This is a genomic window from Pseudobacteriovorax antillogorgiicola (assembly GCF_900177345.1).
GTDB lineage: Bacteria > Bdellovibrionota_B > Oligoflexia > Oligoflexales > Oligoflexaceae > Pseudobacteriovorax > Pseudobacteriovorax antillogorgiicola.
The window spans coordinates 81,864-107,086 of the sequence record NZ_FWZT01000023.1 but is presented as its reverse complement, the minus strand read 5'-3'; the positions used below and the strand labels follow the sequence as shown (position 1 = coordinate 107,086).

Annotated in this window: 26 protein-coding genes; 13 read left to right on the top strand and 13 right to left on the bottom strand. The window is 47.5% G+C overall.

From position 1 onward, the window contains the following. Position 1 precedes the first annotated feature (1 nt). Positions 2-1,291, top strand: coding sequence for a 3-deoxy-D-manno-octulosonic acid transferase (locus B9N89_RS24600; RefSeq protein ID WP_132323715.1), 1,290 nt, complete (start codon positions 2-4; stop codon positions 1,289-1,291). Then, the gene (locus B9N89_RS24595) at positions 1,284-2,792 is read left to right on the top strand and encodes an Rne/Rng family ribonuclease (RefSeq protein WP_132323713.1); all 1,509 of its coding nucleotides are present in this window, start codon (positions 1,284-1,286) and stop codon (positions 2,790-2,792) included. Before B9N89_RS24600 ends, B9N89_RS24595 begins: the two co-directional genes overlap by 8 nt. Before the next feature lie 23 nt (positions 2,793-2,815). Here the strand turns inward: B9N89_RS24595 and B9N89_RS24590 are convergent, their stop codons facing one another. The 6 genes from B9N89_RS24590 to B9N89_RS24565 are packed head-to-tail and all read right to left on the bottom strand — an operon-like array spanning position 2,816 to position 9,589. Beyond that, a complete protein-coding gene (locus B9N89_RS24590) occupies positions 2,816-3,439 on the bottom strand; it encodes a hypothetical protein (protein WP_132323711.1) in 624 nt (207 codons plus the stop codon). Further along, on the bottom strand, positions 3,436-3,954 hold the full coding sequence (locus B9N89_RS24585) for a hypothetical protein (RefSeq protein WP_132323709.1): 519 nt from the start codon (positions 3,952-3,954) through the stop codon (positions 3,436-3,438). The genes B9N89_RS24590 and B9N89_RS24585 overlap by 4 nt, the downstream gene beginning before the upstream one ends. Positions 3,955-3,966: 12 nt before the next feature. Continuing rightward, positions 3,967-5,667 carry a hypothetical protein gene (locus tag B9N89_RS24580; RefSeq protein WP_132323707.1) on the bottom strand — a complete coding sequence of 567 codons (1,701 nt, stop codon included), beginning with the start codon at positions 5,665-5,667 and terminating at the stop codon, positions 3,967-3,969. Beyond that, positions 5,658-6,452: a hypothetical protein gene (locus B9N89_RS24575; protein ID WP_132323705.1), complete on the bottom strand. Its 795-nt coding sequence runs from the start codon at positions 6,450-6,452 to the stop codon at positions 5,658-5,660. The genes B9N89_RS24580 and B9N89_RS24575 overlap by 10 nt, the downstream gene beginning before the upstream one ends. A gap of 4 nt (positions 6,453-6,456) precedes the next feature. Further along, a complete protein-coding gene (locus B9N89_RS24570; RefSeq protein ID WP_132323703.1) occupies positions 6,457-7,653 on the bottom strand; it encodes a flagellar hook assembly protein FlgD in 1,197 nt (398 codons plus the stop codon). A gap of 7 nt (positions 7,654-7,660) precedes the next feature. Then, the gene (locus B9N89_RS24565) at positions 7,661-9,589 is read right to left on the bottom strand and encodes a flagellar hook-length control protein FliK (protein ID WP_132323701.1); all 1,929 of its coding nucleotides are present in this window, start codon (positions 9,587-9,589) and stop codon (positions 7,661-7,663) included. 483 nt (positions 9,590-10,072) lie between these two features. On the opposite strand from B9N89_RS24565, the gene rplU reads away from it, so the two are divergent. The 7 genes from rplU to B9N89_RS24530 all read left to right on the top strand — a co-directional run bounded on the left by rplU (position 10,073) and on the right by B9N89_RS24530 (position 13,869). Continuing rightward, complete coding sequence (gene rplU, locus B9N89_RS24560) at positions 10,073-10,384, top strand: 50S ribosomal protein L21 (protein WP_132323699.1); 312 nt, start codon at positions 10,073-10,075, stop codon at positions 10,382-10,384. 25 nt (positions 10,385-10,409) lie between these two features. After that, entirely contained in the window at positions 10,410-10,661 is a 252-nt protein-coding gene (rpmA, locus tag B9N89_RS24555) for a 50S ribosomal protein L27 (RefSeq protein WP_132323697.1), read from the top strand. A gap of 158 nt (positions 10,662-10,819) precedes the next feature. After that, positions 10,820-11,950 (top strand): GTPase ObgE, encoded by a 1,131-nt coding sequence (obgE, locus tag B9N89_RS24550; protein WP_132323695.1) that lies wholly within the window; start codon positions 10,820-10,822, stop codon positions 11,948-11,950. After that, positions 11,950-12,597 carry a nicotinate (nicotinamide) nucleotide adenylyltransferase gene (nadD, locus tag B9N89_RS24545; protein ID WP_132323693.1) on the top strand — a complete coding sequence of 216 codons (648 nt, stop codon included), beginning with the start codon at positions 11,950-11,952 and terminating at the stop codon, positions 12,595-12,597. Before obgE ends, nadD begins: the two co-directional genes overlap by 1 nt. A 13-nt stretch (positions 12,598-12,610) precedes the next feature. After that, positions 12,611-12,958, top strand: a complete 348-nt coding sequence (rsfS, locus tag B9N89_RS24540; RefSeq protein WP_132323691.1) for a ribosome silencing factor — start codon at positions 12,611-12,613, stop codon at positions 12,956-12,958. 6 nt (positions 12,959-12,964) lie between these two features. Next, a complete protein-coding gene (locus B9N89_RS24535; protein ID WP_132323689.1) occupies positions 12,965-13,441 on the top strand; it encodes a 23S rRNA (pseudouridine(1915)-N(3))-methyltransferase RlmH in 477 nt (158 codons plus the stop codon). 8 nt (positions 13,442-13,449) lie between these two features. After that, entirely contained in the window at positions 13,450-13,869 is a 420-nt protein-coding gene (locus tag B9N89_RS24530) for a secondary thiamine-phosphate synthase enzyme YjbQ (RefSeq protein ID WP_132323687.1), read from the top strand. Here B9N89_RS24530 and B9N89_RS24525 read toward each other — a convergent pair. The 4 genes from B9N89_RS24525 to B9N89_RS24510 are packed head-to-tail and all read right to left on the bottom strand — an operon-like array spanning position 13,866 to position 17,108. Next, on the bottom strand, positions 13,866-14,636 hold the full coding sequence (locus B9N89_RS24525; protein WP_159455610.1) for a phosphate ABC transporter ATP-binding protein: 771 nt from the start codon (positions 14,634-14,636) through the stop codon (positions 13,866-13,868). The two genes, B9N89_RS24530 and B9N89_RS24525, sit on opposite strands and share 4 nt — an antisense overlap. Next, complete coding sequence (locus B9N89_RS24520) at positions 14,626-15,477, bottom strand: PstA family ABC transporter permease (protein ID WP_165931732.1); 852 nt, start codon at positions 15,475-15,477, stop codon at positions 14,626-14,628. Before B9N89_RS24520 ends, B9N89_RS24525 begins: the two co-directional genes overlap by 11 nt. After that, positions 15,467-16,321: a phosphate ABC transporter permease subunit PstC gene (gene pstC / locus B9N89_RS24515; protein WP_200820787.1), complete on the bottom strand. Its 855-nt coding sequence runs from the start codon at positions 16,319-16,321 to the stop codon at positions 15,467-15,469. Before pstC ends, B9N89_RS24520 begins: the two co-directional genes overlap by 11 nt. Continuing rightward, positions 16,302-17,108 carry a phosphate ABC transporter substrate-binding protein gene (locus B9N89_RS24510; RefSeq protein ID WP_132323683.1) on the bottom strand — a complete coding sequence of 269 codons (807 nt, stop codon included), beginning with the start codon at positions 17,106-17,108 and terminating at the stop codon, positions 16,302-16,304. Before B9N89_RS24510 ends, pstC begins: the two co-directional genes overlap by 20 nt. Before the next feature lie 74 nt (positions 17,109-17,182). Here B9N89_RS24510 and B9N89_RS24505 point away from each other — a divergent pair, with 74 nt between their 5' ends. The 4 genes from B9N89_RS24505 to B9N89_RS24490 all read left to right on the top strand — a co-directional run bounded on the left by B9N89_RS24505 (position 17,183) and on the right by B9N89_RS24490 (position 21,425). Continuing rightward, positions 17,183-17,464, top strand: a complete 282-nt coding sequence (locus B9N89_RS24505) for a 4a-hydroxytetrahydrobiopterin dehydratase (protein WP_132323681.1) — start codon at positions 17,183-17,185, stop codon at positions 17,462-17,464. A 65-nt stretch (positions 17,465-17,529) separates the two neighbouring features. Then, positions 17,530-18,171 (top strand): ComF family protein, encoded by a 642-nt coding sequence (locus B9N89_RS24500; RefSeq protein ID WP_132323679.1) that lies wholly within the window; start codon positions 17,530-17,532, stop codon positions 18,169-18,171. A gap of 7 nt (positions 18,172-18,178) precedes the next feature. Then, on the top strand, positions 18,179-20,887 hold the full coding sequence (gene mutS, locus B9N89_RS24495; protein ID WP_132323677.1) for a DNA mismatch repair protein MutS: 2,709 nt from the start codon (positions 18,179-18,181) through the stop codon (positions 20,885-20,887). 109 nt (positions 20,888-20,996) lie between these two features. Continuing rightward, positions 20,997-21,425: a TraR/DksA family transcriptional regulator gene (locus B9N89_RS24490; protein WP_132323675.1), complete on the top strand. Its 429-nt coding sequence runs from the start codon at positions 20,997-20,999 to the stop codon at positions 21,423-21,425. A 22-nt stretch (positions 21,426-21,447) separates the two neighbouring features. Here the strand turns inward: B9N89_RS24490 and B9N89_RS24485 are convergent, their stop codons facing one another. The 3 genes from B9N89_RS24485 to B9N89_RS24475 all read right to left on the bottom strand — a co-directional run bounded on the left by B9N89_RS24485 (position 21,448) and on the right by B9N89_RS24475 (position 25,186). After that, positions 21,448-22,593 carry a hypothetical protein gene (locus B9N89_RS24485; protein WP_132323673.1) on the bottom strand — a complete coding sequence of 382 codons (1,146 nt, stop codon included), beginning with the start codon at positions 22,591-22,593 and terminating at the stop codon, positions 21,448-21,450. A gap of 9 nt (positions 22,594-22,602) precedes the next feature. After that, entirely contained in the window at positions 22,603-22,872 is a 270-nt protein-coding gene (locus B9N89_RS24480) for a septum formation initiator family protein (RefSeq protein WP_132323671.1), read from the bottom strand. Positions 22,873-22,993: 121 nt separating this feature from the next. Further along, positions 22,994-25,186 carry an ATP-dependent helicase gene (locus B9N89_RS24475; RefSeq protein ID WP_132323669.1) on the bottom strand — a complete coding sequence of 731 codons (2,193 nt, stop codon included), beginning with the start codon at positions 25,184-25,186 and terminating at the stop codon, positions 22,994-22,996. Between the last annotated feature and the right edge of the window lie 37 nt (positions 25,187-25,223).

Below are 25,223 nucleotides of genomic sequence, written 5' to 3'. Positions count from 1 at the left end.
TATGGAACCACTTCTCATATTTCTATACTCATGCGTAATGACACCTCTTGGCAGGCTGATATCCTGGCTCGGAGTGCGGGTAGCTTCGTTGCGGGCCCAGTGTTTGGGGCGCTTTTTATCTAAATCTGAGAGGGAGGTACTCAGGGAACAGTGTCACGGGCGTCGAACCTTCCTAGTATTCGCCAGCTCTGCTGGTGAATACGAGCAGGCTCTACCCTTAGTCAAGCGTTTCGAGGCGGATCATCCAGACCTCTTGCCTGTCTTGATATTTTTTTCGGAAAGTGGTGTCACATTTGCTAAGAGTCAAGGAGAGTCGCGTCTCTTTTGTAAGGCTCCTTGGGATGATTACTTTGCCTGGCGCTTGCTCTTGAAGGCTATCGAGCCGCAGTTCACCATTGTCGTCCGCTACGAATTGTGGCCGAACTTCCTCTATCAAGCCAAGAGCTACGGTCCTGTATACCTGGTTAATGGTGTGGAAAGTCCCAGAGTCAGTCGCAATCGTTTGGTTCGACTGGTTAAGCGGCGATTGATTGCAGGGATTGATAGAATTTTTGTGGTGGGATCTCGGGATCAGGACTTCTTCTTAGAAACCTTAGGCGCCAGCAGAGAGCAGATTGTGGTGACAGGTGATACTAAGTACGATCGGGTCCGAGAGCGAGCCGAAGAACGACAAGCCAAGTTGAGTGACATTCAAGGACGCCTCAACCAGAGCTGGCCAAGACGAAATTGCTTTATTCTAGGCAGTGCTTGGCATAAGGATGTGCAGCTGGGGTTTGATAGCTTTAAAAAATGTGGGAAAACCCAACAATGGCGGCTTATTGTGGCCCCACATGATATATCGTCAGACATGCTTGCGTGGGTTGAGTCTCAGGCCAAAGCTTGTGATATCCAGCTCTGCAAATTTACCCAATTGGATCAACTGGCCTCACATCATGATGGTATTCTTGTCGATGTGATCGGGGTGCTGCCGGAGCTATATGGTTGCGCCGAGCTAGCCATGGTAGGTGGAGCCATGCATCATCGTGTACATAATGTACTCGAACCTGCTGTACGAGGCCTGTATCTTTGTTTCGGACCTCTGTATCATACCAGTAAGGAGGCTGAAGCTCTTGTCAGCGAACAACTTGCCAAAGTAGTTACAAATTCTAAGGAACTGACTGACTGGTGGCAGTCTCTCTCGATTGATGTCGGTGATCGCTTCGAACAGCTAGTGGAACATGTAAACAGAATGACTGGAGCGAGTGACCGCATCAAAGACGAAATTGAAAAAAGGACGAAAATAAGTGGATAAAAAGCTCGTGATCAATGTCAACGTCTCTGAAACTCGAATTGCTTTAATGGAGCAGGATCGAGCCGCTGAGCTATACGTTGAGCGACAATCAAGTCTAGGAATGGTGGGCAACATCTACAAGGCGAAGGTGAGTCGTGTGCTGCCGGGTATGCAGTCAGCCTTTGTCAATATCGGTTCAGATCGATCTGCTTTCCTATATGGAGGCGATGTTGTCGATGAAGAGTACCTCAATAATCTCAAGCTCAACAATGGCAAGGATGTTGATCCAAGAAGCAACTCAAACAAGACCCCCATCGAAAAAATTTTGAAGGAGGGGGATGAGATCATGGTTCAGGTGGCGAAGGAGCCCCTGGGGACCAAAGGTCCTCGGGTCACCATGCTGATAACCATTCCAGGCCGGTATCTGGTTCTGATGCCTGACTTTGACAATGTGGGGATTTCGCGGCGGATCGAAGATTCTGAGCTGCGAGATCGACTTGAGCGGGATGTTGAAGCCATCAGACCAGAAAATATGGGGCTCATTGTTAGAACGGCAGCGGCAGAGGCGCAACCTGAAAACCTCAAAAAAGACTTGGACTATTTGCTTCGTGTCTGGAACAACGTTAAAGATCTTATGGGAAGGCGAGGCGCACCAGCGCTCCTATATCAAGAACCTGACATTATCTTGAAGACAACGCGTGATCTCTACTCTGAGGATGTGTCTGAAATTGTGGTTGATGATAGCCAGGCGCATTCACAATTGAGTCACTTCCTTCAGGGGGTGATTCCAGGGGCCGATGACAAACTGAAGCTCCACGAGTCAGAAACCCCAATTTTTGATCACTACAGCTTAGAGATTGATATTGCCAAAGCATTGTCTCGTAAGGTTTGGCTACCCTCAGGGGGCTATCTTGTAATCGATCAAACCGAGGCACTCACATCGTTCGATGTGAATACCGGTAAATATGTTGGCTCCCATAACGCCCGAGAAACGATCTTAAAGACCAATCTGGAGTCCGTCGACGAAATCGTTCACCAGCTGAGGGTACGGAACCTAGGCGGTATCATTATTATCGATTTCATTGATATGGAACTTTATGAAGATCAGCAGCAGGTGAATGAGCGGCTCGAAGAAGCTCTAAAAGTGGATAAGTCGCGTACCAATGTACTGGCCATTAACGAATTAGGCCTTGTGCAGATGACTCGCAAACGAACGCGGGAGTCGCTGGAACGGGCACTTACTGTTGAGTGTCATTACTGTGGTGGTAGTGGTCGTTGCCTTAGTACTGAATCAGCGGTGCTTGATTTGGCTCGGGATATAGAAAGATTTGCTCTCCGTACCAAATCGAAGAAGATCTTCGTTACGACTCGCCAAGATATTATTGATCGATTCATGAACGAGGAAGAGCAACTTTTCCAATTGCTGGTGGAGCGCTTCGATATCGAGATCGCTTTACAGCCCGGGCGGGCAGAAATAGAGAGCTTGCAGGAAGCTCTCTATGACATCACAGGGGAGCGTTGAGAACACTCTATTCTCCGTTTGGGCTAAGGCAGGACCCAGTCCTTTCCATCCTTTTTCGGCTTGATAAAGGCGTGCTTGCCCTTTTCAAAAGTATCAGTATTTTTGGCCTTAATACGGAGCTTTCGCCCCATTTTTACCTGACTCTTGTAGTTTTTCCCGATATCGAGGGCAATTCCTTCTACTTGGTCTGCTGTGACTTTGGTAACCTTGATTTTAATTTCATCATCGCTGGCTGGATCTTTGCCTGTCTTTGCTCGGATACCACCATCGGACACGCTGCTATCTAGTGCTAGGGAAACGCTCTTTCGAGCTTTGATTCTAGTTTTAGATAGTCGCTTGAGGAAGGTCTCCTCCTGACCATCAAAGGTGATGTGAACCGTGCGGTCGTCTACTTTGGTCACTTCAGTTTTGAGAGACTTTTTAAGCTTGCCTTCGACGCTTTGCTTCACCAGCTCAGGTGTAAGGTCTTTACCTTGTACCTGCTGATTGGCTTTGAGTTTAATTTCATACTTGCCATCGCTTAGCTTGTTGACAGACTCTGCCAAAACTGGCTTGATTTCTTTTTTCTTATACTTAAATAGAGTTTTACCTTGAGCGGCTCCAGCTAGAAAGCTGAAACTAAGGGTTAAGATGAGCGTTCTTATCATGGGGTTTCCTTTTCATTGAGAAATATGGTGTCTAAAGTAATACTCTTGATCACCTTGTAAGGTCTTTTAGCTTTAGTCGGATACTTGGGAATGGTATCTAGAATGACTTTTTTGCCTAGATGTTCACTTAAGTCGTTCTTTCCTGGTCGTACGATCACAAGATCCTTATGGTTGATCTTAACACCATACAGGTCGCCATTTCGCTCTAGGTAGCCTTGTAGCACGGGTTTGCCTTCAGGAGATGCCGTAACCTCCATACGACTCACATCAAGGCAGGCTTTGTGAGGAGTCTCAGCATTTTTTTTAATAGCCTCAACACGAACCGCGAAGCTTACAAGTTTCTTGAGCACCTTCGAGTTATGGCCTTTACAGATAGCGGTAACTTTGCCCTGATCATCTTTTAAGAATGGTCTTCGATTGTACATCGAGCCAAGCATCGCCAGACGTCCTTGGTAGATTTCAGCTAGAGCTGGTGAGGCGAGTACCAAAAGGGCTAAAGCTAAGAATTTAGTCATGGTCTTACCCTGCTATTTTACACGAACAACGCTTACCCCTGAATTGGTGTAAGCCTCGCCATACGTGACAATGAAAGATGAGTCTCCGGAACCTACTGTGAGTAGGTAAGGAAATGCTTGGTAGTAGTCCAATGATATATCAGTTAGAGAGCTTGGGTCGAAGCTTGTATAGCTTTCATCGGCAAGTCGCTCTTCGAGAGTGACGAGGTCGCCAAAGTTGGTGAAAGACATGCCATAGTTTGCAGTCTCACCTAATGAATTGGTCACTGCAGTTACAGTCTGAAGATCATGGACAGTTTCTTCGAAAGTTGTATTGTTGACGTTGAGTGCTTCTAGATAATTGCTAAACGCGGTTTTCCAAGTGCTGCCATAGGCAGCTTCTACTCCTGCTACTCCGCTTGTACTACCTGTAACGATACTTCTTAAAAACGTGAGACCATCGCCACCACTAGGCTTGCCGTTGCTGAAAGTGATACCCCCTTTTTGGCTTACGAGGTAGTAGAAAAACGTGTGAGCTGCACCTCGGTTGACATCTGCCAGGACATCTTGTGTTTCATCGAAAACAGCATATGACGAAACGATAAATGTTGCTAGAAATGCGCCTGCGAAGGTAGAAAAGTTTGATTCCCCATATCCTAATATATCCTCCATAAGATGGGCTAACCCTTCATCGATGGAAACAGTATCTGGCTCACCAGAGCCATTGCCTTGGACCCAAACCCGATAGAAATGAAATACAGCGTGAAATAATTCGTGTGCGATGGTGGAATGGAAGCTAGCGGTTGCAGCCGCATCCGTTAAGTCCCCAGAAAGATTTTGATTGGCGGCGATAAAAATTGTTGGTCTCTGGTGAGTGATAGAAAGCTCAGATAAAAAGGCTCCTGAAAGATTCACCAGTGAGGCTGGCCAATAGTCTTCATCATCGGTATCAACCACAACGATAAAGGGCTTAAACTGATAGGCTGAGAAGCTTTGATCAAATTGGCTATCAAAGATGGTGCGATAGGTGCTGATCGCTGTTTGGATGCTGGTCTGCACCTTGATGCTGTCTTGTTCGGAAGCTGATGTGCTTTCGATGTAAATCAAACAGTAGTCATCCTCATCATTTTTTTGAGCCACCACATTGACATCATTAATGCTGTATTCTGTATCACTAGCAGGAGTATAGAATGTTGAGGGGCATGAGCTGCTAGATTGGAGCGGGATACGAGGAGGTCTATTTTTAGTAGCCTTGATGGTTTTTTCCAGCTGCAAGAACCCGTGAGACCAATTCGGCTTGGTATGTCGAAGATTTAGATATTGCTCTTCTAAAGTCTTAAGTCCCTGATAGGTTCTTTCCCGAGACGCTTTGTCATTTGGGTTAAAGCGATTTAGAAGAGTCCTCAGATTATGATCAAAATCATATTGGTTCTGGCTAGGTGTCAACCAAGTTTTGGGCTTCATAAGCTGCAAGCTTGTCCCTGATACGCTGATGCTGTAGGAGCCAGCAGATGTGGCAAGCTTACCGTTGATAGTGCTGGTATCACCGAGTATGTAGGGAGTGATGATATACTGATCTCCCTCACTGGCGGATGATAGGTCTACAGAATAGATACTTTGGTCGTTAGACTCAGTTGGATTTTCGCCGTCGTCGTCGTTCCCACAAGAGATGAACAACATGATCGTTAGATAGATAGGCCAATGCCAAATGATTGATCGGGGTGCTAATCGCATTCGATGTCTCCCATGTCGCTAGGGTTTATTTTGTTATCCAGGTTTGCGAAGCGGCAAGCCTTAAGCTTGAGCTTGAATGTGGCTTCGCATCGATGTTTTGCCTTTACTGACCAGGCTTCATCAAGTGTTGTGTCTGCCAGCTTTGAGATGGAGCAGGTGGTGTTTTCATACTTAGCTCCTAAGCAATCATACTTGGGTGGACAAGCTCCGTTGGTAGAGTCATTTTCACATTGGATGTCACTTAGGAGGCTTGGCACAAGGCCTTGGAAACAGGCCGCGATTTTGAGATTTTTTCTGGCTACACAGGGATTTGAACCCCAAGCTGTTGGACGAAGATTCCAGTCTAGGTTGGATTGGTTGTACTGCAAGGCGACACATTTGCTAGGTCGAAATTCAAGAGTGCAGAATCCAGGCGTGATGGGACATTCTCCAGCGCTCGGATCAGGAACACAGCTCACGGCGTCGAGGTCTTTCATGTCTGCTTTCAGTATACAAAGCTTTCGGTGAAGGCTTTGGGCAGCAAGGCATCGCGAGTCGCCCCATGCTGCGAGGGGTTGTGCTTGATATTCAAGCTGACACATATAGGGTAGGTTCTTTGCCGAATCCGTACATGAAACTGTTTGCTCACAGCTGGGTGGTAGTTCAATGGCATCTTGTTTTTTTAATGTTTTAAGGGGAGGTTTTTCCTCCGCGGTAGTACACGAAGAGACCATAGCCAGGAAAGCCATCAATTGGTAAAGTGCAGTCAGCACTGAAATTTGTAGTTTCTGATTCAAGGCTTTCATAGACTTAGCTTGTTACCTTTGCAGATTCCTTCGGTTCTGAGTCTGGAGATGCTTCATCTCCTGCCTTTGCTGCGGTCTTCTGGTCTTTCTCCCCATTGGCTGGGGTTAGGGAGGCTTTGGCATCGGGATTTTCTGTCTGGGATTTTTTGGCTTCTTGCTGGGCTTTAGTTTTGGCGATGGCTTCAGCGGCCAGATTCTTTAGGCTGTCATTTGCCTTTTTCTCATCGTCCGCAGCGACTTTGTCAGCCTTGCGCTTTTCAAAAGACTCGATGGCTTGCTTGTCATTCATGGCTGCGCGAGCCTTGTCGGCGGGCCGATCTCGATCGTAGCCAGGATTTCCGACAGTTTTGATATCTTCTAGATTAACTTTGCCAAGCTCTGTGAATAGGGCGCCGGTATCGCTTTGAACATCGACACCGCTAATGATAGTGCGACTCGATATGTTTACTGGGACTTTTTCACCATCCATGTTCTTGGCGTGAATCGCGTAGGTGTAGAGACCATCGTTGAGAGTGTTGCCAGCGGAGTTTTTTCCATCCCAGTCCAGCTTGTGCTTGCCCTTCTCAATGGGGCCAAGTTCCTTTTCCATGACCACCATTCCCGAAGAGTCGCGAACAGTTAAGCTAGCTCGGGTTACAGGCATGTTGATTTCAAAGTCCGAATGGGAAAGTTCTCCGTCTCTAAGTTTGACCCGACCACCATCGATAGCGATTTCTTTACCTACATAGTTCACCATTTGCAGGTTGCGACCGACATTTTGGGCCTTTACCATCTGATCCATGGTTTTATTCATGTTCATCATTTGCTCAAGGCCATTGAACTGAGCTAGCTTACTAGCCATTTCGGTGCCGTCGTCGGGGTTTAGAGGGTCTTGATTTTGGAGTTGGGCAACAAATAGCTGTAGGAACTCATCCTTGCCGAGTTCTTTTTTAACTTCTCTCGTTTGTTTGGTTTGTTCCGCAAGTTTTTCGAAAAACTCTTCTTCAGTGTTTGCGCTCAGATCACCAAATTTCTTGGCGTCGCGCTCCTTATAAACCTCGTCCATGGAATTGGAAATAAGGTCCTTGAAAGAAGTTCGGTTGGGGTTGGGGCGCTTTTCTTCCGTCTGTTTGTCGACTTTTACATCGCTAAACTCCTGGGAGTTGTACTGTGAGACAGGAGGGGCGATTCGATTTTGCAGAGCACCGCTCATTTCTGCCATATATCACCTATACTCTAATCTGGATATTGCCAGAGTGTGGTTGAGCCCTCGTTATGGACTGACGATGAAGTTGTCTTTGGATTCCGTTTTGCCAAGATTTTTGGTCATCGGACTCTCGATTCCAGACAATGGTCTCATCTCTCTCGTGCCCGCGGTCGTGCTGCTGTTCCTGGCGTTGCTCTGGATGACCTTGGTTCCACTGTTCTTCATAGCGAAGTCCAATTTCTACAGTTTTCAAATCCAAGCTTTGGTCGAGTAGGGCTTGTCGTAAAGCAGGAAGCTCTTGAGCAATCATCTCTCTGGCGCGATCTGATTCAGCGGTGATTCTCAGTTTAATGGCATCGTTGCTCACGTCGATAGCAAGATCTAGCTGGCCTAGGCTGGGAGTACCAAGGTCGACTTTAATCGATCCGCCACCCTCTTTAAGCATCATTTGTGCCTTGTCGAGAATAAGCTTACGGACTTGCTTGACTTGGTCAACGGAGTCCTGCGGCGCTGCTTCGTCGACAGTGAAGTTTGTTGGGGTTGAAGTATCTGATACTGCATTTCGGATGGGGCCCAGTCCAGGTTCCTCTTGGCGGCCTCGCTCTCCATGGGAGTCTTGATGGTTGCGCTCTCCGTCGTCAGAACTGAGCGTTGAGCTCGGCATGATGCCTTCCTCGGCACCTGCAATACCATCCCCTAAGTCTTGTATCGGTATGTCTATTTGGTCAAGGTTGTCGGCTTCTACTTGTTCAGCAATGGCCGCGTTCCTCTGTAAAGTTGAGTAGGAAATATCTTTGAGGACGGCCATTCGTTGAATTTCTTCCGTCGGGGCGATGGGGACCGTAGGCTTTTGGTTGGCAAAAGATTCTACGTTTTGCCAACTGCCTTCCATCTGCTTGAAGGGGTCTTGTTCCCCTAACGATATGAAGTCATCAGGGGTTTGGGGGATTGTGACTACATTCGGCAAGGTCTGAATTGTCGTATGTGTGGCTCCCAGAGTTTCCGGTCTTGGAGGGGCGTTTGGCTCCGATTGGATCTGATTAAAGGCGCGACTTAAGGCACTTCCTTTGGTCTGTTGGCTTGGGTCTGCATTCATCGGTATTTGCTCCCAAGGGCCGGCAGCTGGGCTTGGTATCGAATCCATGGTTTTGCTCTGGCCAGCAAGTGCTGCTGCTCGAACCATATATGGGTTCAGACCATCTGTATCGAGATAGCCTTTCAACACGCTCAACTCGCTCTGGATGAGTTGGGAGTCGAGTCCTAATGTATCGAGTACTTGGGCTGGTGTGCGGAACGAGTCCGTGATCTCCATTCCCTGCATTGCTTCTGCAATTTTACTTAGCCCTAAGTCGTCGATCATTTGAGGTAGGTCCTGAGGAGTGCTCAAAAACTGATAGATGTCCTCAGCTGACATGGCGTTTTGTATGAAGTTGTTCTCTGTTACAAGTCCTGGAATCACCTGGGGGTTTAGCTGTTCTAACTTGCCCGTCAGTAACGATAGGATTGGGGCATCCCGACGGAGTTGGTCCTGGTTGCTGTAAAGCGTCCCCAGGGTTTGCATCACGTCTTGACCTTCAGTGGCAATCGCTTGATCTGGCATCATAGCTTGTGGAGGTACGAGTCCAGCAAGTGGAACAGGAACCATGAAAGTTATGTCGCTTGGCTTATGCTCTTTTCTTTCTCGTAGTTCTTCGCGATCGTCGCTGAGTTTAGAGTCTCCAGGTTCATTTTGGGTTTCATTCGATGAATTATGTCGATGTCTCTCGGAAAGGCGGTCGGATGTCTCTCGGCTAGGGTTCCGTAAGCGTTCAGGAGCTGGGCTCTCTGAACGCAAAGTGCGCTCAAACAAGGGCGGTGTGCCCCGCAAGTCGGGCGTATGATCCATCCGTAGCTTCGGTTGGGGAGCTAAGGAAAAGGAACGATTTTGCTGGGTATTAAATTCCAGGTTCACGGCTTAAGGTTCCTCTACGTGGTTTCGATAGAAAAAGTGAGTCGATGTGTCCTGAACCAAGCACGACTTATGCCAATAAGTCTTGTAAATGATTTCAGGATCTTAACTTTCCAAAGGAACCACTTGCTAGGTTCATACCTTCCTGGTGCCCGGCATTCTTTGCCTTCGGTGGCGTGGCCACACATGCGTCCGTTTATCGGAGCTGGAGCTTCGATTCTTATCCGTTATTTTGGCTTAATTTAAACCCCAAGAGAAGTGCGTCAAGGGTTTGATACACCAGGATAATTCACTATCCTACTATACTCATTAGACATATTTTAAAGAGGCTTATAGTCGTATTTTTCATTTGACAAGAGACGGCGATTTTTAGAATATGTGACGCTCTCTGGGTCTATTTAGCTATACCGACTTTGGCTCAAGTGAATATATAAGCAAATGGAAAAAGGGTTAAGAGCCCGGAATTATTGTTAGGAGAAGTTCAGCATGTATGCCGTAGTAAAGGCTGGTGGCCATCAATACCGTGTCAGCCAAGGTGATGAACTCACTGTCGATTTCCTAGAAGGAAAAAAAGAGGGTGATAAAATCACTCTTGATCAGGTTCTTTTAGTTGGTGGTGATAATACTGTTGTTGGTGCGCCATTCGTAGAAGGTGCAAAAGTTGAAGCAACAGTTAAGAAGCAAGCTCACAACCCTAAGATCATCGTCTTTAAGTTCAAGCGACGCAAAGACTACAAGAAGACTAAGGGTCACAAGCAACCAGTAACCGTCCTCGAGATCAACAGCATCTCTCACTAAGGCGCTCCGTAAGAAAGGGTAAGATATGGCTCACAAGAAAGCCGGTGGTAGTAGTAAGAACGGCCGCGATTCGAATCCTCAATATCGCGGAATCAAGGCTTATGGTGGCGAGAAAGTCACTGCAGGTAGCATTTTGGTTCGACAGGTGGGAAGTACTTTCCACGCAGGAAAAAATGTAGGAACAGGCAAAGACTACACTCTTTTCGCAACAGCTGATGGCGTTGTTCAGTACAACACCAACACCAAGCGAAAAAGCGTAAGCATCGTTCCCGTTTAAGGCGAACGTTTCAGGGTTTCCGATCTACGAAGCCCTGTGCCTTCCCCACATCTGCCCTGCATTTGGCACTCCTTGCCCTCTGTCACGACCAAAGAATTAGACGAGTCGCTCGCGACTATTTAGAAGATTAGAATCACTGATTCATAAGGAATAGTTCATTGAAATTCGTAGATGAAACAGCAATTCATATTAGGTCTGGTAATGGTGGCCGAGGCATGGTGAGTTTCCGCGCCGCAAAGAACGCCCCGAAACTGGGTGCCGATGGTGGTGATGGTGGCTTTGGTGGTAGTGTCTACCTGGTAGGCAATCCTCAGCTGAACACTCTCAGTGGCCTCTATTATAAAAAGCTCTATGCAGCTGGTCACGGTGAGCGAGGTGGTAGCAATGGTTGTACGGGGAAAAATGGTCAGGATATGATCATACCTGTGCCTCTGGGAACTGTTGCTTACAATAAGGATACAGGCGAACCCATATGTGAGGTTTTGGGGGAGGAAAAAATCCTAGTCGCCAAGGGCGGTAAGCGAGGCCTTGGCAACATTCGCTACGTTTCTGCGACCCACCAAGCACCGGAAGAATATACTCCAGGGGGAGAAGGCCTTGAACTATTTCTCGGCCTTGAACTTAAACTGATCGCTGACGTAGGCTTCGCAGGCTTTCCCAACGCAGGGAAGTCTACATTGCTGAGCGCTATCAGTGCGGCCCGGCCTAAGGTTGCTGACTATCCTTTTACAACCTTGCAGCCTCAGCTTGGAGTGGTCGACTTGCAAGATTGCGGCGACTACTGGGATCGGTCTTTTGTAGCTGCAGATATTCCTGGTTTGATTGAAGGGGCTCATGAAGGCAAGGGTTTAGGGCACGAGTTTCTAAGGCACTTGGAACGAACTAAGGTGATTGCTTACGTTATCGATCCTTTTGCTTGGGATGGTCTTGAGCCTATCCAAGCATATCGTCTTTTGAAAAAAGAGTTGGCCAACTTTGGTGATCTTCTGAGTTCCAAGAGATCAATTCTAATCTTCACTAAGACGGATCTTTGTTGGGAGAACTTTGAGTGGGATGAGTTTATTGATCCATTCGAAGGCGAAGATATTGAGATTATTCGATTGTCTTCCGTAGCTCAAAAGGGCATCAAGAACTTTAAGTTGCGACTCTGGGAGATCGTGCAAGAGGAAAAAGAAAAGCTCGAAGTTGAGGTTGATGACAAGTCTGAAGTCATACCGCCTCACAAGAACGAGCAAGAATATGAGATGATCACAGCGACAACGCTTGAGCAGGAACTAGGCCAGTTATAATGGATGAGATTCCTTGGGTTCTATATGGCGGCACCTTTGACCCCCCTCATCTGGGGCATTTAGCGGTATTGCGCCAAGCGATCAACGTGGTAAAGCCAGCTCGGTGCGTGGTTGTTCCCGCGTACGTACCGCCTGTCTCGGAGGCTAAGGTCAAGTCTCCAACTGCTAGTTACCGAGACCGCCTGACGATGACGAACGCGATGTTTGGCAGTCGGGTTATCGGATCTAATGTTGAGGTCTCGGATATAGAGTCTCATTTACCTCAACCCAGCTACACTGTGAATACCTTGCAGCATTTTGATCGAGAGTGGGGAGTCGGTGGGGCCTTGCTCATCGGGGCTGATCAATGGCAGTCTTTTGCAGGCTGGTATCAGGCAAAGCAGATCTTGTCGATGTGGTCGATTTTGATAGTTGGTCGAGACGGTTTAGATCTTCGAGATCTCAGTGTGAATATAGCTGAAAACCTTGAGTTAAAGCTTCATTGGGATGGACAACGAGGGCGTTGGGATTCTGGTACGCAAGTCGTGATCTTGCCAGAGGTTTCTGATGCAGCAAGTCGCGCGTTCCGCTCCAAACCGGAAGGAAACGCCGAACATATAGATCCGGCAGTGATCAAAATCATTAAAGATAAAAGACTTTATCAATAGAGGGACGAAACCCATGAATAATCTGGACATCGCGAAGGCGATTGGCAAGGCAGCACAAGATAAAAAGGCATCGCGATTGGTTATCCAAGATCTTCGCAATCGATCGGATATCTGTGACTATCAAGTTGTTTGCTCGGCTAGCAGTGATCGTCAGACTCAGGCTATTTGCTCCAGCATCGAAGAGTATTTGAAGAAAAACCTTCAGGTGCGGCCTATCGCTATTGAGGGAAAGCAAACGGGTCATTGGATTCTCATTGACTACGGGTCGGTGATTGTTCATGTTTTCCTAGAAGAAATTCGCGACTACTATGCCTTAGAAGACCTATGGTCCGATGCTGATCTTGTCCATTTGGAAGACTAAGGACCTATGAAGATCCAGATCGTCAAGGTGGGGAAACCAGCGGATAAGACCTATCTGCAGTTAGCTAAGAAATACGAAACTCGGCTCAAGAGTTTCTGTAAGCTAGATAGCCGTATTTTGAAAGCCCAAGATGGAGTTGAAAAATCCACCCGCGATCTGCTCGCTAAACTAGATATTGATCCCACCACGCTTCGGCCCGACCCCGGGCATGTAATTTATACTTTAGATGAACGAGGGCGAAACTTTAGTTCCCCAGATTTGGCCAAAACTCTTCGCACTAGCATAGATGATGGCCGTGTGAAAACGGTTAGCTTTGTGATTGGTGGCCCCTATGGGGTGCCCGAAGAGTTGAAAAAAGCATCTCAGCATGTTTGGAGCCTATCAAACGCGGTCTTTCCAAGTGATATGGCATGGGTTATGGTGTGGGAGCAAGTCTATCGGGCCAGTACTATCATCCGAGGGACATCGTATCACCACGCCTGAGGTGCCATATGAAGTGGTTTCAATCTGTTGTTCAACTTAGCCCCAAAGCTCGTGGCTTTCATCTGATTACATCCGAGCTATCGAGTGCCCTCGGGGAGCTTTCAGAAATAAAAGTGGGTCTTCTCCACCTCTTTATCCAACATACATCTGCATCATTGACTATCAATGAGAACGCCGATCCTGATGTTCAGAGAGATCTAGAAATGGCGATGTCACATGTTGCACCAGAGGGCTTGCCCTATACTCATACTATGGAAGGGTCTGATGATATGCCGGCTCATGTTAAGGCTAGCCTGCTGGGAAGTAGCCTGACGATCCCTATTCATGAAGGCCGTTTAATGTTAGGCACCTGGCAGGGGATCTATCTATGTGAGCATCGCAATCACGGAGGGAGCCGCCGGGTTGTTGCAACCTTTTATGGAGCCTAACCCATAAGCCCTTGGACGTATTTTTGCGCTGTTTCTGTAGGAGGGTCTTCAAACATCTGATGCGCTGGTCCTGTGGCATCGATATAGCCACCAATTTGCTCCTTGTGCCAGAATAGTGTGACATGGTCGGCGATTCTGCGAGCTTGAGCCATATTGTGAGTGACCATAATTACGGTGACTCTGCTTTTGATCTTTTTTATCAGTGCTTCAATTGTCTGAGTTGCTAAGGGATCGAGAGCACTGCAGGGCTCATCCATTAAGATCACTTCGGGCTCTAATATTAGGGCTCTTGCAAGGCAAAGCCTTTGTTTTTGGCCACCCGAAAGATCTAAGGCGCTGCGATTAAGGCGATCTTTAACTTCATCCCAAAGGCCGACTTGCGACAGTGCCGACTCCAACGCCTGATTCTGTTCTTCTTTGCTAAGTTTGAAGTGTTCTTGTAGAGGAATAAGTAAATTCTTTCGGATGCTATTAGGAAAGGGTGTAGCTTGCTGAAAGAGCATCCCAATCTTGCGACGAACTTGTTTTAATTCAACGTCATCCTGATTAAGATTTTTCTGGTTCCAAAATATATCTCCGCTGACCCTTGCATCTGGAAAAGATCTTGAAAGTAGATTGAGGCAGGAGACGAAGCTAGACTTGCCGCAACCGGATGGGCCAATAATCGCATTGATGGTGTTCTTTTCGAAGCTAGCACTAATATTTTGAAAGACTGATTGCTGGCCATACGCCATGGATAGGTTTTTCACATCAATTTCAATGGCCATATTGGAAGTACCTCCAGGTGCGATTGATCCCATGTCCGATGAGGTTAACCAGTAGCAAGCCGATCAACAAAGTGAAGGCCGTGAGGTAGGCGTTACGATCGCCTCCGGATACATTCATCGAAAGATCGAAAATGTGGATAGATAGTGTGCGCCCTGAGTCGAAAATAGAACTTGGCTCTCGCATAACATAGCCGCTGGTGAATAAAAGAGCTGCGGTTTCTGCCATGGCGCGGCCGATGCTCAAAATAAACGCTGCTGTCAGCTGAGGTGTAATACTTGGCAAGATAATTCTAAAAATGGTGCTGTAGTAGCTTAGGCCTAAGGCTTTCGATGACAATAAGGTTTCGCTAGGAACGGAGCGGAGACTGTCCTCAAGGAGTTTGATTGATAGAGGTAGAATCATGCAAGCTAAGGTGAGGCCTCCCGATAAGATCGAGTAGCCGAAACCTAAGTACTGGCAAAACAAGACATTGCCGAATAGTCCAAAAACTACTGATGGCACTCCGGCAAGAACAAGTACTGCTTGATGTATCACACGACCAAAACTACCTAAAGGGATAAACTGTCCTGATAAGACGACCGCAGTGCCCAAAGCGAGAGGAAAGCTCACCGCGAGGCATATTGCTAAAATAAGCAGGGTACTCATCAGGATTGGTTTGATTCCACCTGCTCGACCAGCATTCTCAGGGCTTTCGATAAAAAATGCGATATCAAGGTGCTTGAAAGACTCCATAAGGATGTCGTAATAAATCCAAATGAAGATAGAGATCATCAAGTATCCTGATAGTCCACAGATGATCCATATTGCAGCCTTATTGAGTTGCTGGGGATTAGGGCGCATAAGAGTCTCGTAGGGCTCGATGTTGAGCTACAGCCATCAAAGCGAACACCATCAAAAGCAGAAGTAACCCGCTTAAAAAGAGAGCTGATCGGTGCTGATCTAGAGCATAAGCCATTTCCAGGGCAATATTAGCTGTTAGGGTGCGGATAGGGTCGAAGATAGAGGTTGGAACTTTGATAATATTGCCACAAACCATGAGCACAGCCATGGTTTCGCCAAGAGCTCTCCCTAAGGAAATCAAAATCCCACTTACTATAGAGCCTCGAATACTTGGTAGAACAAGCTTGGTGATGGTGCTGGCTGTCGAGAGGCCGAGTGCTTCTGCGCCGATCAGCCATGAGGCTGGAAGACTCTGTACACCGTTGCTGATAAATATAGCGACAGTTGGCACCACCATCACCGCCAGAACTAAAGCGCCTCCCAGAAGATTGGCCCCAGGAGGAGATAATTGATATAGCAAAGGAACGATGACAGTAAGTCCCCAGAAGCCAAAGATGACCGATGGGACTCCGGCAAGTAATTCGATGGTGCTTCTCATGAATCGCTTGCCCCAAGGAGAAGCGTAAAAGTCCATGTAAATGGCTGTACCAACCCCAGCTGGAACGGCTATCACAATCGCGCCCATTGCAACGGCAAGACTGCCGATTATCATAGGCACCATATTAAAGTCCCCGTCGCCTGGGTTCCACGTTCCGTCGGTAAAGAACTTGAAGAACCCTAACTGGAATGCTGGCCAGGACTCTCTGACTAAGAAGGCAAAGATGAGGATTATTAAGGCACCTGCTGTAAGGCTAGTCAACCTTAGAAGCAGAGATATAAATCCATTAGATTTTAGGAGGGACAAAATCGAGCTTCCTTACAATATCGAAGACTTCTTGGGATCGAGCGAACTTTATAAATTTAAGAGCGTCTGGGTTGCTTTGGTCTTTGATTACTAGGTTTAGTGGACGTAGGATAGGGTAATTTCCTGAGGCAACGGCCTTAGTGCTAGGCTGCAAGCCTTCCAACTTTACAAGCCTAATAGCTCGCCCTTGCTTGGCGGCATGTTCCGCAGCTCCGATAGATACATAGCCAATGGCTCCCGGAATTGACGAAACATTTTTGATGCCTTGTTCATTGTCTCCAATAATAATCTGAGCATCCACATCTTGATATTTGAGTTTGAAGTGTTTGATAAACAGTTCGGATGTCGAACGCCCTTGGGCTTTATGAACCACTGTGATGGCTTGGTTCTGGCCGGTGATCGGTAGCCAGTTTTTAACCTTGCCTTGAAAAATAGCTAAAACTTGGTTGTGGCTAAGATCCTCTATGTTGATGTCCCGATGGGCAATGAGGCCGATGCCGTCGCTGGCGATCGTATAGTGCTTCAAAGCTTGTTCTTGTTGGTGAAGAGCTCGGGATACCATGCCTATATCTGCAGTGCCTTTCATAGCATCAGAGATACCGCGGCTGGAGCCACCTGTCTGCACATTGATTTTATAATCTGGGTATCTCTCTTCAAAGCGCTTGGCAATCTCAGCCACTAAAGGGGCCACAGTGCTAGAGCCGGTAACATTTAATGACTGGCTAGACTTAGCGCTTGGAAAGCAAGATACTAGCCACAAGCAGTTGATTAAGGTGAATAGTCGCATGAAGGTTCTCCTTATATTGTGCCGAGATAATATTAAAAAGTTTTCATATGAACAATGGGAAACCGGAGTCCTTTATGAGTCAAGTTCTTGATTTACATACCGTTGCTACCTTTGCTCGTAAGCATCCTGGCTGGATGCTCGATGGACATGCTTTAAAGAAGGTGTTTAGCTTCAAGGGATTTCCCGACGCTGTCCGTTTTATTGAAGCTATGGTGTCACCTGCGGAGGACGCTAACCACCATCCTGACATCAATGTTGTGTATCGTACCGTGACCATCCGGCTATGGACGCATGACCAGGGTGGAATTACCCAAAAGGATCTTGACCTCGCTCAGGTCATCGATCGTTTGACTTGAGGTCCCTGGCGATGCTTAGGTATCGATGCTAAACGTCCTTCCTGATGAACCTAAGGAAGAATGCGATGATCTACATTTGTTGCCATTGCCGGCGCCTCGGAACTCCATCCAAAATGAATACGCGCTTTTGTTCTAGATGTTACATCGAGCTTGAGGAGTGTGAGTGGTCTGGGGGCCAGCAGTATTTGACCTATGGCAATGAGGCTGCTGCTGTATGGTCACGCTTTCGCTACCAAGACTTGGTACGGCGCTTGATACTCAACAGCAAGGTTAAAGAAGAGTGGGGTGCTATCTCAGGCTTGATCGATAGCATGCTTTCTTGGAAGGAGCTGCCAGCTTGTTTAGAGGGAGTCGAGTCTATCGTTCCAGCGCCGTCGAGTCTCTGGAGTCGCTGGCAAGGTCGATATGATTTAGCGTATGAGTTGGCGTGGGTTCTGGCGAAAGAGTCGGGAGCTATGCTGAAAAGGATGCCCACCAGGAGCTACTTAAGAATTAAAAAACGGTCCAAAATCCCAAGTGAATTGCGGCGAAAACGTGATATGATCATCAGCTTTGATAGGCCAGAACGGTTAAGGCAAATTGAAGTGCCTGCCAAGACCCTTTTAGTAGACGATGTGATTACGACTGGTTCTACCATCGAATCCATGATTCGCCAGGGGCGGCTAGAATATCCAAAGGTTATAACGTTGGCTTCAGCATTTCATTGAGGCAAGAATGAGCAAGGACTTGATCGATACTTCAAAACTGACGCCTATGATGCGGCAGTTTTTCTCACTTAAGGCCCAGGTTGAGGATAGCATTCTGTTTTTCCGGATGGGCGACTTCTATGAAATTTTTGGTGACGATGCCGAAGAGGTGGCTCCACAGCTTGAACTGGTTCTCACGGCACGGGAGCGGGGAGACAAGAAAAAGATCCCTTTCTGTGGAGTACCGCATCATAGTGCCCGCAATTATTGGCTAAAGCTGCTGAAACTGGGTTATAGGGTGGCAATTGCCGATCAAGTTGAAAATCCCGAAGATGCCAAGGGTTTGGTTCGGCGGGAAATTGTCCAAGTCTTCACACCGGGGTGTATCGAAGATTTGGAAGGACTTGAAGCAGATACGCCAAACTATCTGATGGCTGTCTATGAAAGCCCGAATGAACGAGCTTGGGCTTTGGCCTTGGTCGATATTTCCACCGGTGATTTTAGGGCCGGTTCGATTGAGTCTTTTGCTGACTTGTCTTCCTACGTCCAACGGTTTCGCCCTAGAGAGCTGCTGGCGCGACGCTTTATCCATGACGACGTCAAGAAACAACTGGAACCCTACATGGCGGATTCCAGCCTATCCTTAGCTAGCCTACCTGAAGGCATCTTGCGAGATCCTGAGCGACAGCAGGCTCTCATTGAGGAAAAATTCTCGGTATCGTCCTTGGCTGATTTACCTTGTGGAGCAATCGCTGCGGGGCGGGAGCTAGTCTCCGCAGTCATTGATTATTTGGTGGCCTTACATGCTACCACCGAGCAGTTTCTCTCCATTCGTCCTCTTCAAGAGAGTCAGACAATGATTCTCGATGAAACGGCAGTACGTGACTTAGAGATTTTCGAAACGGTCCGTCGTCGTCAGAGTCGCGGTAGCCTATTCAGGGAGATTAACCGAACACGCACCCCGATGGGAGCTAGGCTTTTACGTTCATCATTAGCTGCACCTTTTGTAGATTTGAATTGTATTCGGGAAAGGCAGGATCATGTGCGTGCTTGTCTCGATGCTGGAGGTAGCTATCTTAAAGATCTGCGGGAGCGGATTAAGGGAACACCAGACTTAGAGCGCCTAAGTACTAGGGTTCTGAGTGGCAAGGCACATCCGCTAGAGTTAGCGCAAATACGCGATACCTTGGCTATTACATTAGAACTCAAAGACATCCTTCAGTCCAAAGAACAAGTGCGATCTGCGATGACTCAGGCTTGCTCTGTGTTTTCCGAGGCAAGAGAACCCCTTGAATTGCTAGGGCAAGCTCTGGCGGAAACGCCAAGTCCCCTAGGGTCGCTGGGGGTTTTTGCAGAAGGGCATGATCTAACATTCGATCAAAAGCGGGAACTTTCAGCCAACGGTCGCGATAAAATTAGCCAGTACGAGCAAAAGTTGAGGGACGAGACTGGAATTGCCAGCCTCAAAATTAAAAATCATAAAACTTTCGGTCTCCTTATCGAAGTTACGAAAGCCAACTTGAACAAGGTGCCGGAAAGTTTTATTCGCCGCCAAACCATGGTGAATAACGAGCGGTTTGTGACAGATGAGCTGGTCGCTCTCGGAGATGATCTCGCGACCGCGACAGACGATGCCTTGCAGTTGGAGTATGAGCTTTACACCCAGCTTCTTGATCAGGTTGGTGGCTTTCGTGAGAGTTTCAAGCGCATTGCTGGAGCCATTGCCTTTGTCGATTTGATCCAGGGTTTTGCTTGGTTGGCCCTCGAAAATTCATATGTTTGTCCTGACCACTCCAAGTCAGGTGAGATTGAGCTAGTGGCTTGTCGGCACCCGGTCGTTGAGGGATTTGTCGGCCGCCATGAGTTTGTGCCTAATGATGTGGTCATGAGTAAACCCGATCGTCATCTGCTTATTACTGGTCCGAACATGGCTGGTAAGTCTACAGTTATGCGTCAAACGGCCATTGCTGCCATCATGCATCAAATCGGCTGTTACGTGGCCGCCTCACGGGCTCGATTGCCCATATTCGATCGCTTATTCACGCGAGTTGGGGCTGCTGATGACTTATCCCGTGGCCAGTCCACCTTCATGGTTGAAATGTCTGAAGCAGCGTCGATTTTGAGGCAGGCTAGCCCTCAAAGCCTTGTGATACTAGATGAGGTCGGCAGAGGAACCTCGACACAAGATGGGATGGCAATCGCTTCGGCAATTCTAGAAAGTCTTGCCAAGGACATTGGTTGCTATTCACTTTTTGCCACTCATTATCACGAGTTGGTTCCCTTAGCAGATTCTTTGGAAGCCGTGCGTAATGTGCAGGTGGAGGTTTCGGAAAGAGGTGAATCCGTTCAGTTTACCCATCGTTTGATCCCGGGAGCGAGCAGTAGCTCGTTTGGAATTGAAGTGGCGAAGCTAGCAGGAGTGCCCGATAAAGTGATCGGCCGTGCAAAAAGGTATTTATCCGAGGGCCAAAATCAGTTAGCGTCTTTAGTCAAAACAAAGGCAAAAAAAGACGATAAGGCCGCGGCTCCGATTCCGCCTCTTGAGGTTCAGGGCTTCGATGCGCAAACTGGCGAAATGACAAACGATCACGAGGTGGTCGACCGTGTGATTGCCAAGCTTCGAGGGCTAAATATTAACCGGATGACGCCGCTGCAGGCTTTGAGTTTATTGGATCAACTACAAACGCAGATAGAGGAGTGTAAACAACAAGATATCTTTGAAGACTTTGCGCATTAGTCGTAATCTATTGAAATTCAAAAATAAAAAATTTACTATTTGTTATTACGAGTGAAGTCCATTAGATAGAACCGTTTACAAACTGAATCTGCCATGAAGGGATATTTTGATGGCACAGACAGAAAACCAGTTAGACACCCATGAATTCCTCACCAGAGAAGAGCTGGAGAAGTTCCGGGCGTTGTTAAAAGAAGAAAAAGAAAAGATTCTCAAAAAATCTGAGAACATGGTCAAAAGCGGAAACATCGAACTCGACAAGAATGAGATGTTCGATGAAGTGGACCTCGCTTCAATGACAACTGAGCAAAACCTAACCTTCAAACTTCTGGATCGCGATCGCAAGCTTCTCGGCGAGATCGAGCATGCTCTTGGCAAGATCGATACCGGAGACTACGGCTACTGTGAAGGAACTGGTGAACCGATTCCCAAGCGTCGCTTGGAAGTTCGGCCTTGGTGTCGTCATAGTGTGAAGTATAAAGAGCAGCTTGAGCGGATGAAAAAATCTGGTCGGGGTGTTGGTGACGAGGATGAGTTTTAGAGGGAGGCTGTCCCTCTAGCCTCTACTGGCACTCGTCTGGCGTCCTTACACTAGAGTCGCCGTCAGTGATCTCTTCAAACTGGGTGCAGATGTCATCTATTTCTGCAGAGCCTGCGGGAAGGCTTTCGATTTGTCTCGCCAACTTCTTACTTAAGTCGTTGGTTAGCTTCTGTTTCATAGCTGTCGCGTTAGCGTTTGCTCCCGAAATTGTGCTCGCCTTCTCTTTCACATCCGTGATGGCATCCGTGATGGACTTAGTGACATCATCAGGTAAGCCTGCAATGGCTCCAAAGGCACGACTCGTTACCTCTAGATTATTAAAGACCGCATTAATCATCGAATCATCCGTTCCAGTTGGAAATATACCATCGATGGCCGTTGAAAGCGCATCAATCTGGGTCAGGTATGCTGAAGCATTGTTTGTAGAATCGCCAATCCCTTCAACAGCTCGCTCTATATTGGGGTTGGTTTGATCTGCGTCGGTGTAGAAGAGGACGGAATAAAAGGTAATGGCTTCACCAAGGTGGGCTAAGGCCAGTGCAAAGTTCGCCTTGCCTTTAAAGTTTCGTTCATAAGCAGTTGGTGGGCAGTTGGTTTCGTTGTGTCTTTCGTCGTTAGCATCGTCACCATCTAATAGCTTTGCGCTCTCGTCAACAAACGGGCAAATGTATTCAATAGCGTTATTGAAGTTTGCAACAATCTGGCTTTCTTCTGTTTCTCGAACGTTTCCCGCCGTGTCCGGGATGTATATAGAAACTCCTGCTACTTCTTGAGTCTCAGTTGTTAAGGTTTGAAGCTCTGTGTTAGTCACACCAATCACATCAGCAATGGTACTGAAAAGGCTGGCAGTCTTATTATCAGTATTTTGGTTGGATTCACCGTTGTCGATCAAACGACTCGCTAGTGAAAAGGCGTCCAAACCAGCTTTACTCAAGTAGATATAGCCAACCGTCACTGAGCTTTCTTCATCGTTTGGATTTACAGCGAGAGCGTCTAAGGCCGCTGACAATGCATCATCATAGTTACCTTTATCATACTCATACTGGGCTTCAATAAGCTGCTGTTCGATGGATTCCTGTTGGTCTGTGGTTGCTAAATACTGGGTAAAATTCGTGTCGCAAGCGCTAATGAGAAAACTGCAGCTTGCTAGGGTCAATAACCTGTTCATACGAACTCCTTAGTCGGCAAAGAATACAATAGACTCACCCGCTTCCGTGACATGATATTTGTCTCGCAAGACTTTGTGGGCATAATGGGGGCTTTTTTCAATCTTGTAAATTTCGTCTTCGAGAGATCGGACATCATGCTGCAAGCCACTAACGGTTTCCTCAAGGATTTGCTGGCTGTCCTTTAGCTCCCAATAGGTGCTTATGGGGTTCTCGCCGCGGATCATCCCCACGGTTAATACCAGGGCTCCCATCAGTATGATAATGCGGTATGGTGGCATGACTATTCCAAATCAGAGCTTAAATGATTCTTATTATAGCATACCACTTGAGACGAAGAGTAGGTGTGTCGGAGCCTCTTCCGTGCGTTCAAGATAAGAAGAAGCGCAGCCAGGAGCTAGCCTAGTAATCTAAAGACGAACTTGCTGCATTCAATTGCGATGCTTTGATTTTGCGAAAACCAAAGTCATAAAACTTAACAATCACTTTGGTTTGGCCAAACTTCGTTTCGAAGCCCTCCACCACGCCACGGCCATAGGTGGGATGAGACACGCTGCTGCCTTTTTCTAGGGCTTCTGGTTCCGGTTCGTATGAGTATTCCTCTTGGGTATGCTCAAAATATTCTTCGTCGGGTTGCTCGTCGTCAGCTCGATAGGCATCAAGCACCTGTTTCGCGGCGAAGCTTACGTTCAGGGTTTCCTGAGGAAGCTCGGCAATGAACCGAGACGGGCTATTGACGACGTAGTTGTTAAATGTCCGCCTTCTGCTTGCTCCTGTGAGGCTGAGCTTTTCCTTAGCTCGGGTGATGCCTACGTATAGGAGGCGTCGTTCTTCTTCGAGTTGCTGATTATCTTCAACGCTATTGCGGTGAGGAAGCAGCCCATCTTCTATGCCTGTAAGATAGACCCGTCGGAACTCAAGCCCTTTGGCCATGTGCAAGGTCATTAGCGATACGCCAGACACAGTATCGAGATCCTGGCGATCACGGACGAGGGTGATGGATTGAATCCAATCGTCCAATGTCGCTTCTGGCTCCCGCTTGGCGAAATCGGCAATTGCAGATCCAAGTTCGTGGATATTATCAGTTTTGTCGATGTACTGATCGGGAAATTTTTTCTTAAGATACTCCGGGTACTCGATGGCTTCGAGCAATGTTTCGATGACTTCAGGAAGTGGGCGCCCCAAAAGATCTTTTTTGAGAGCATCCATTAAATCAACGAAGAAACGGAACTTAGGGCTGACTCGTGGGATTTTCTCGTCTGCTAGCTGGCGGATGACGTCCATCATCGGAAGTTTCCGTGACTTGGTCTCTCGCTCTATAGTTTCAACAGCCTTCGCACCGATGCCGCGAGTGGGAGTATTGATAATCCTTGTGATTGATATCGCATCATTGGGATTCACGAGTACTTTTAGATAGGCGAGGATATCCTTGATCTCCATACGATCGTAGAATTCAACAGAACCAAATATCGTATAGGGAATATTTTCGCGTCGGAGTGCCTCTTCTAAGGAGCGAGACTGGCTATTGGTTCGGTAGAAAATAGCAACATCATCATAAGGAAAGTTAGGGCGTTCCTGTTTGATGCTATTGATCACCCACCAGGCTTCCATTTCACCATCAGACTCGATGTGAAGGTCGATGGAATCGCCTTCGTGAGCTTCTGTAAAAAGAGTTTTCTCGGCTCGATTAACGTTCTTGGCGATCATCGTGCTAGCCGCTTTTACAATATTCCCGGAGCACCGGTAGTTTTGCTCAAGGGCGATTTTCTTCGCACCTGGAAAGGTTCGTTGAAAGTCAATGATATTGGCAGGAGTCGCGCCACGCCAGCTATAGATAGACTGATCGTCGTCCCCAACCACAAAAAGATTGCCGTGACGCTCGCTCAGGCGCCGGATAATTTCGAACTGGGTCCGATTGGTATCCTGAAACTCATCCACTAGCACATGGCGGAATCTTTGGCTTAAAATATCCGAAACAGTCTTGTTGCGTCTCAGTAGTAACAAAACGTTAAGTAGCAAGTCACCAAAATCCATAGCGTTGCAGTTGGCTAGTTCCTCCTGATAGCGGCGGTACAGGGCGACCCCTCCGATGGGGATCAGGTGGCTCATCTCTTGGTGAAGGCGCTCCACATCGGAGGGAAAGTAGCCGTTGGTTTTCACAATGTGAAGGAACGACTTCATGTCGGCCAGGAGGTTGGGAATATCCCCTTTAGGGTTTGCCTCCTTTAGTAGTTTTTTTAGGAGCTTATTGGAGTCACTATCGTCATAAATCGAAAAATTAGTTTGAAAGCCAAGCTCTGATGCAAACTCTCTTAGCCAGCGAGCGCAGGCAGAATGAAACGTGGTAATCGTAGCGCGCTTGGCTTCGGGGCATATGGCTTCGACCCGTTCCTTCATCTCTCCCGCTGCTTTATTAGTGAAAGTGACAGCTAAGATCTCCCAGGGTCTCACGCCGTGCTCAATGAGGTAGGCGATGCGTGTGGTGATGATCCTAGTTTTGCCACTGCCGGCTCCGGCAAAGACAACAAAGGGGCCATCCATGTGGGAGGCAGCTTGTTTTTGGGCTTGGTTTAATTTTTCGAGTAGGTGGCTCACATGATCCTCTTGAGACGGGCTATGCAGCCCGGTCTTT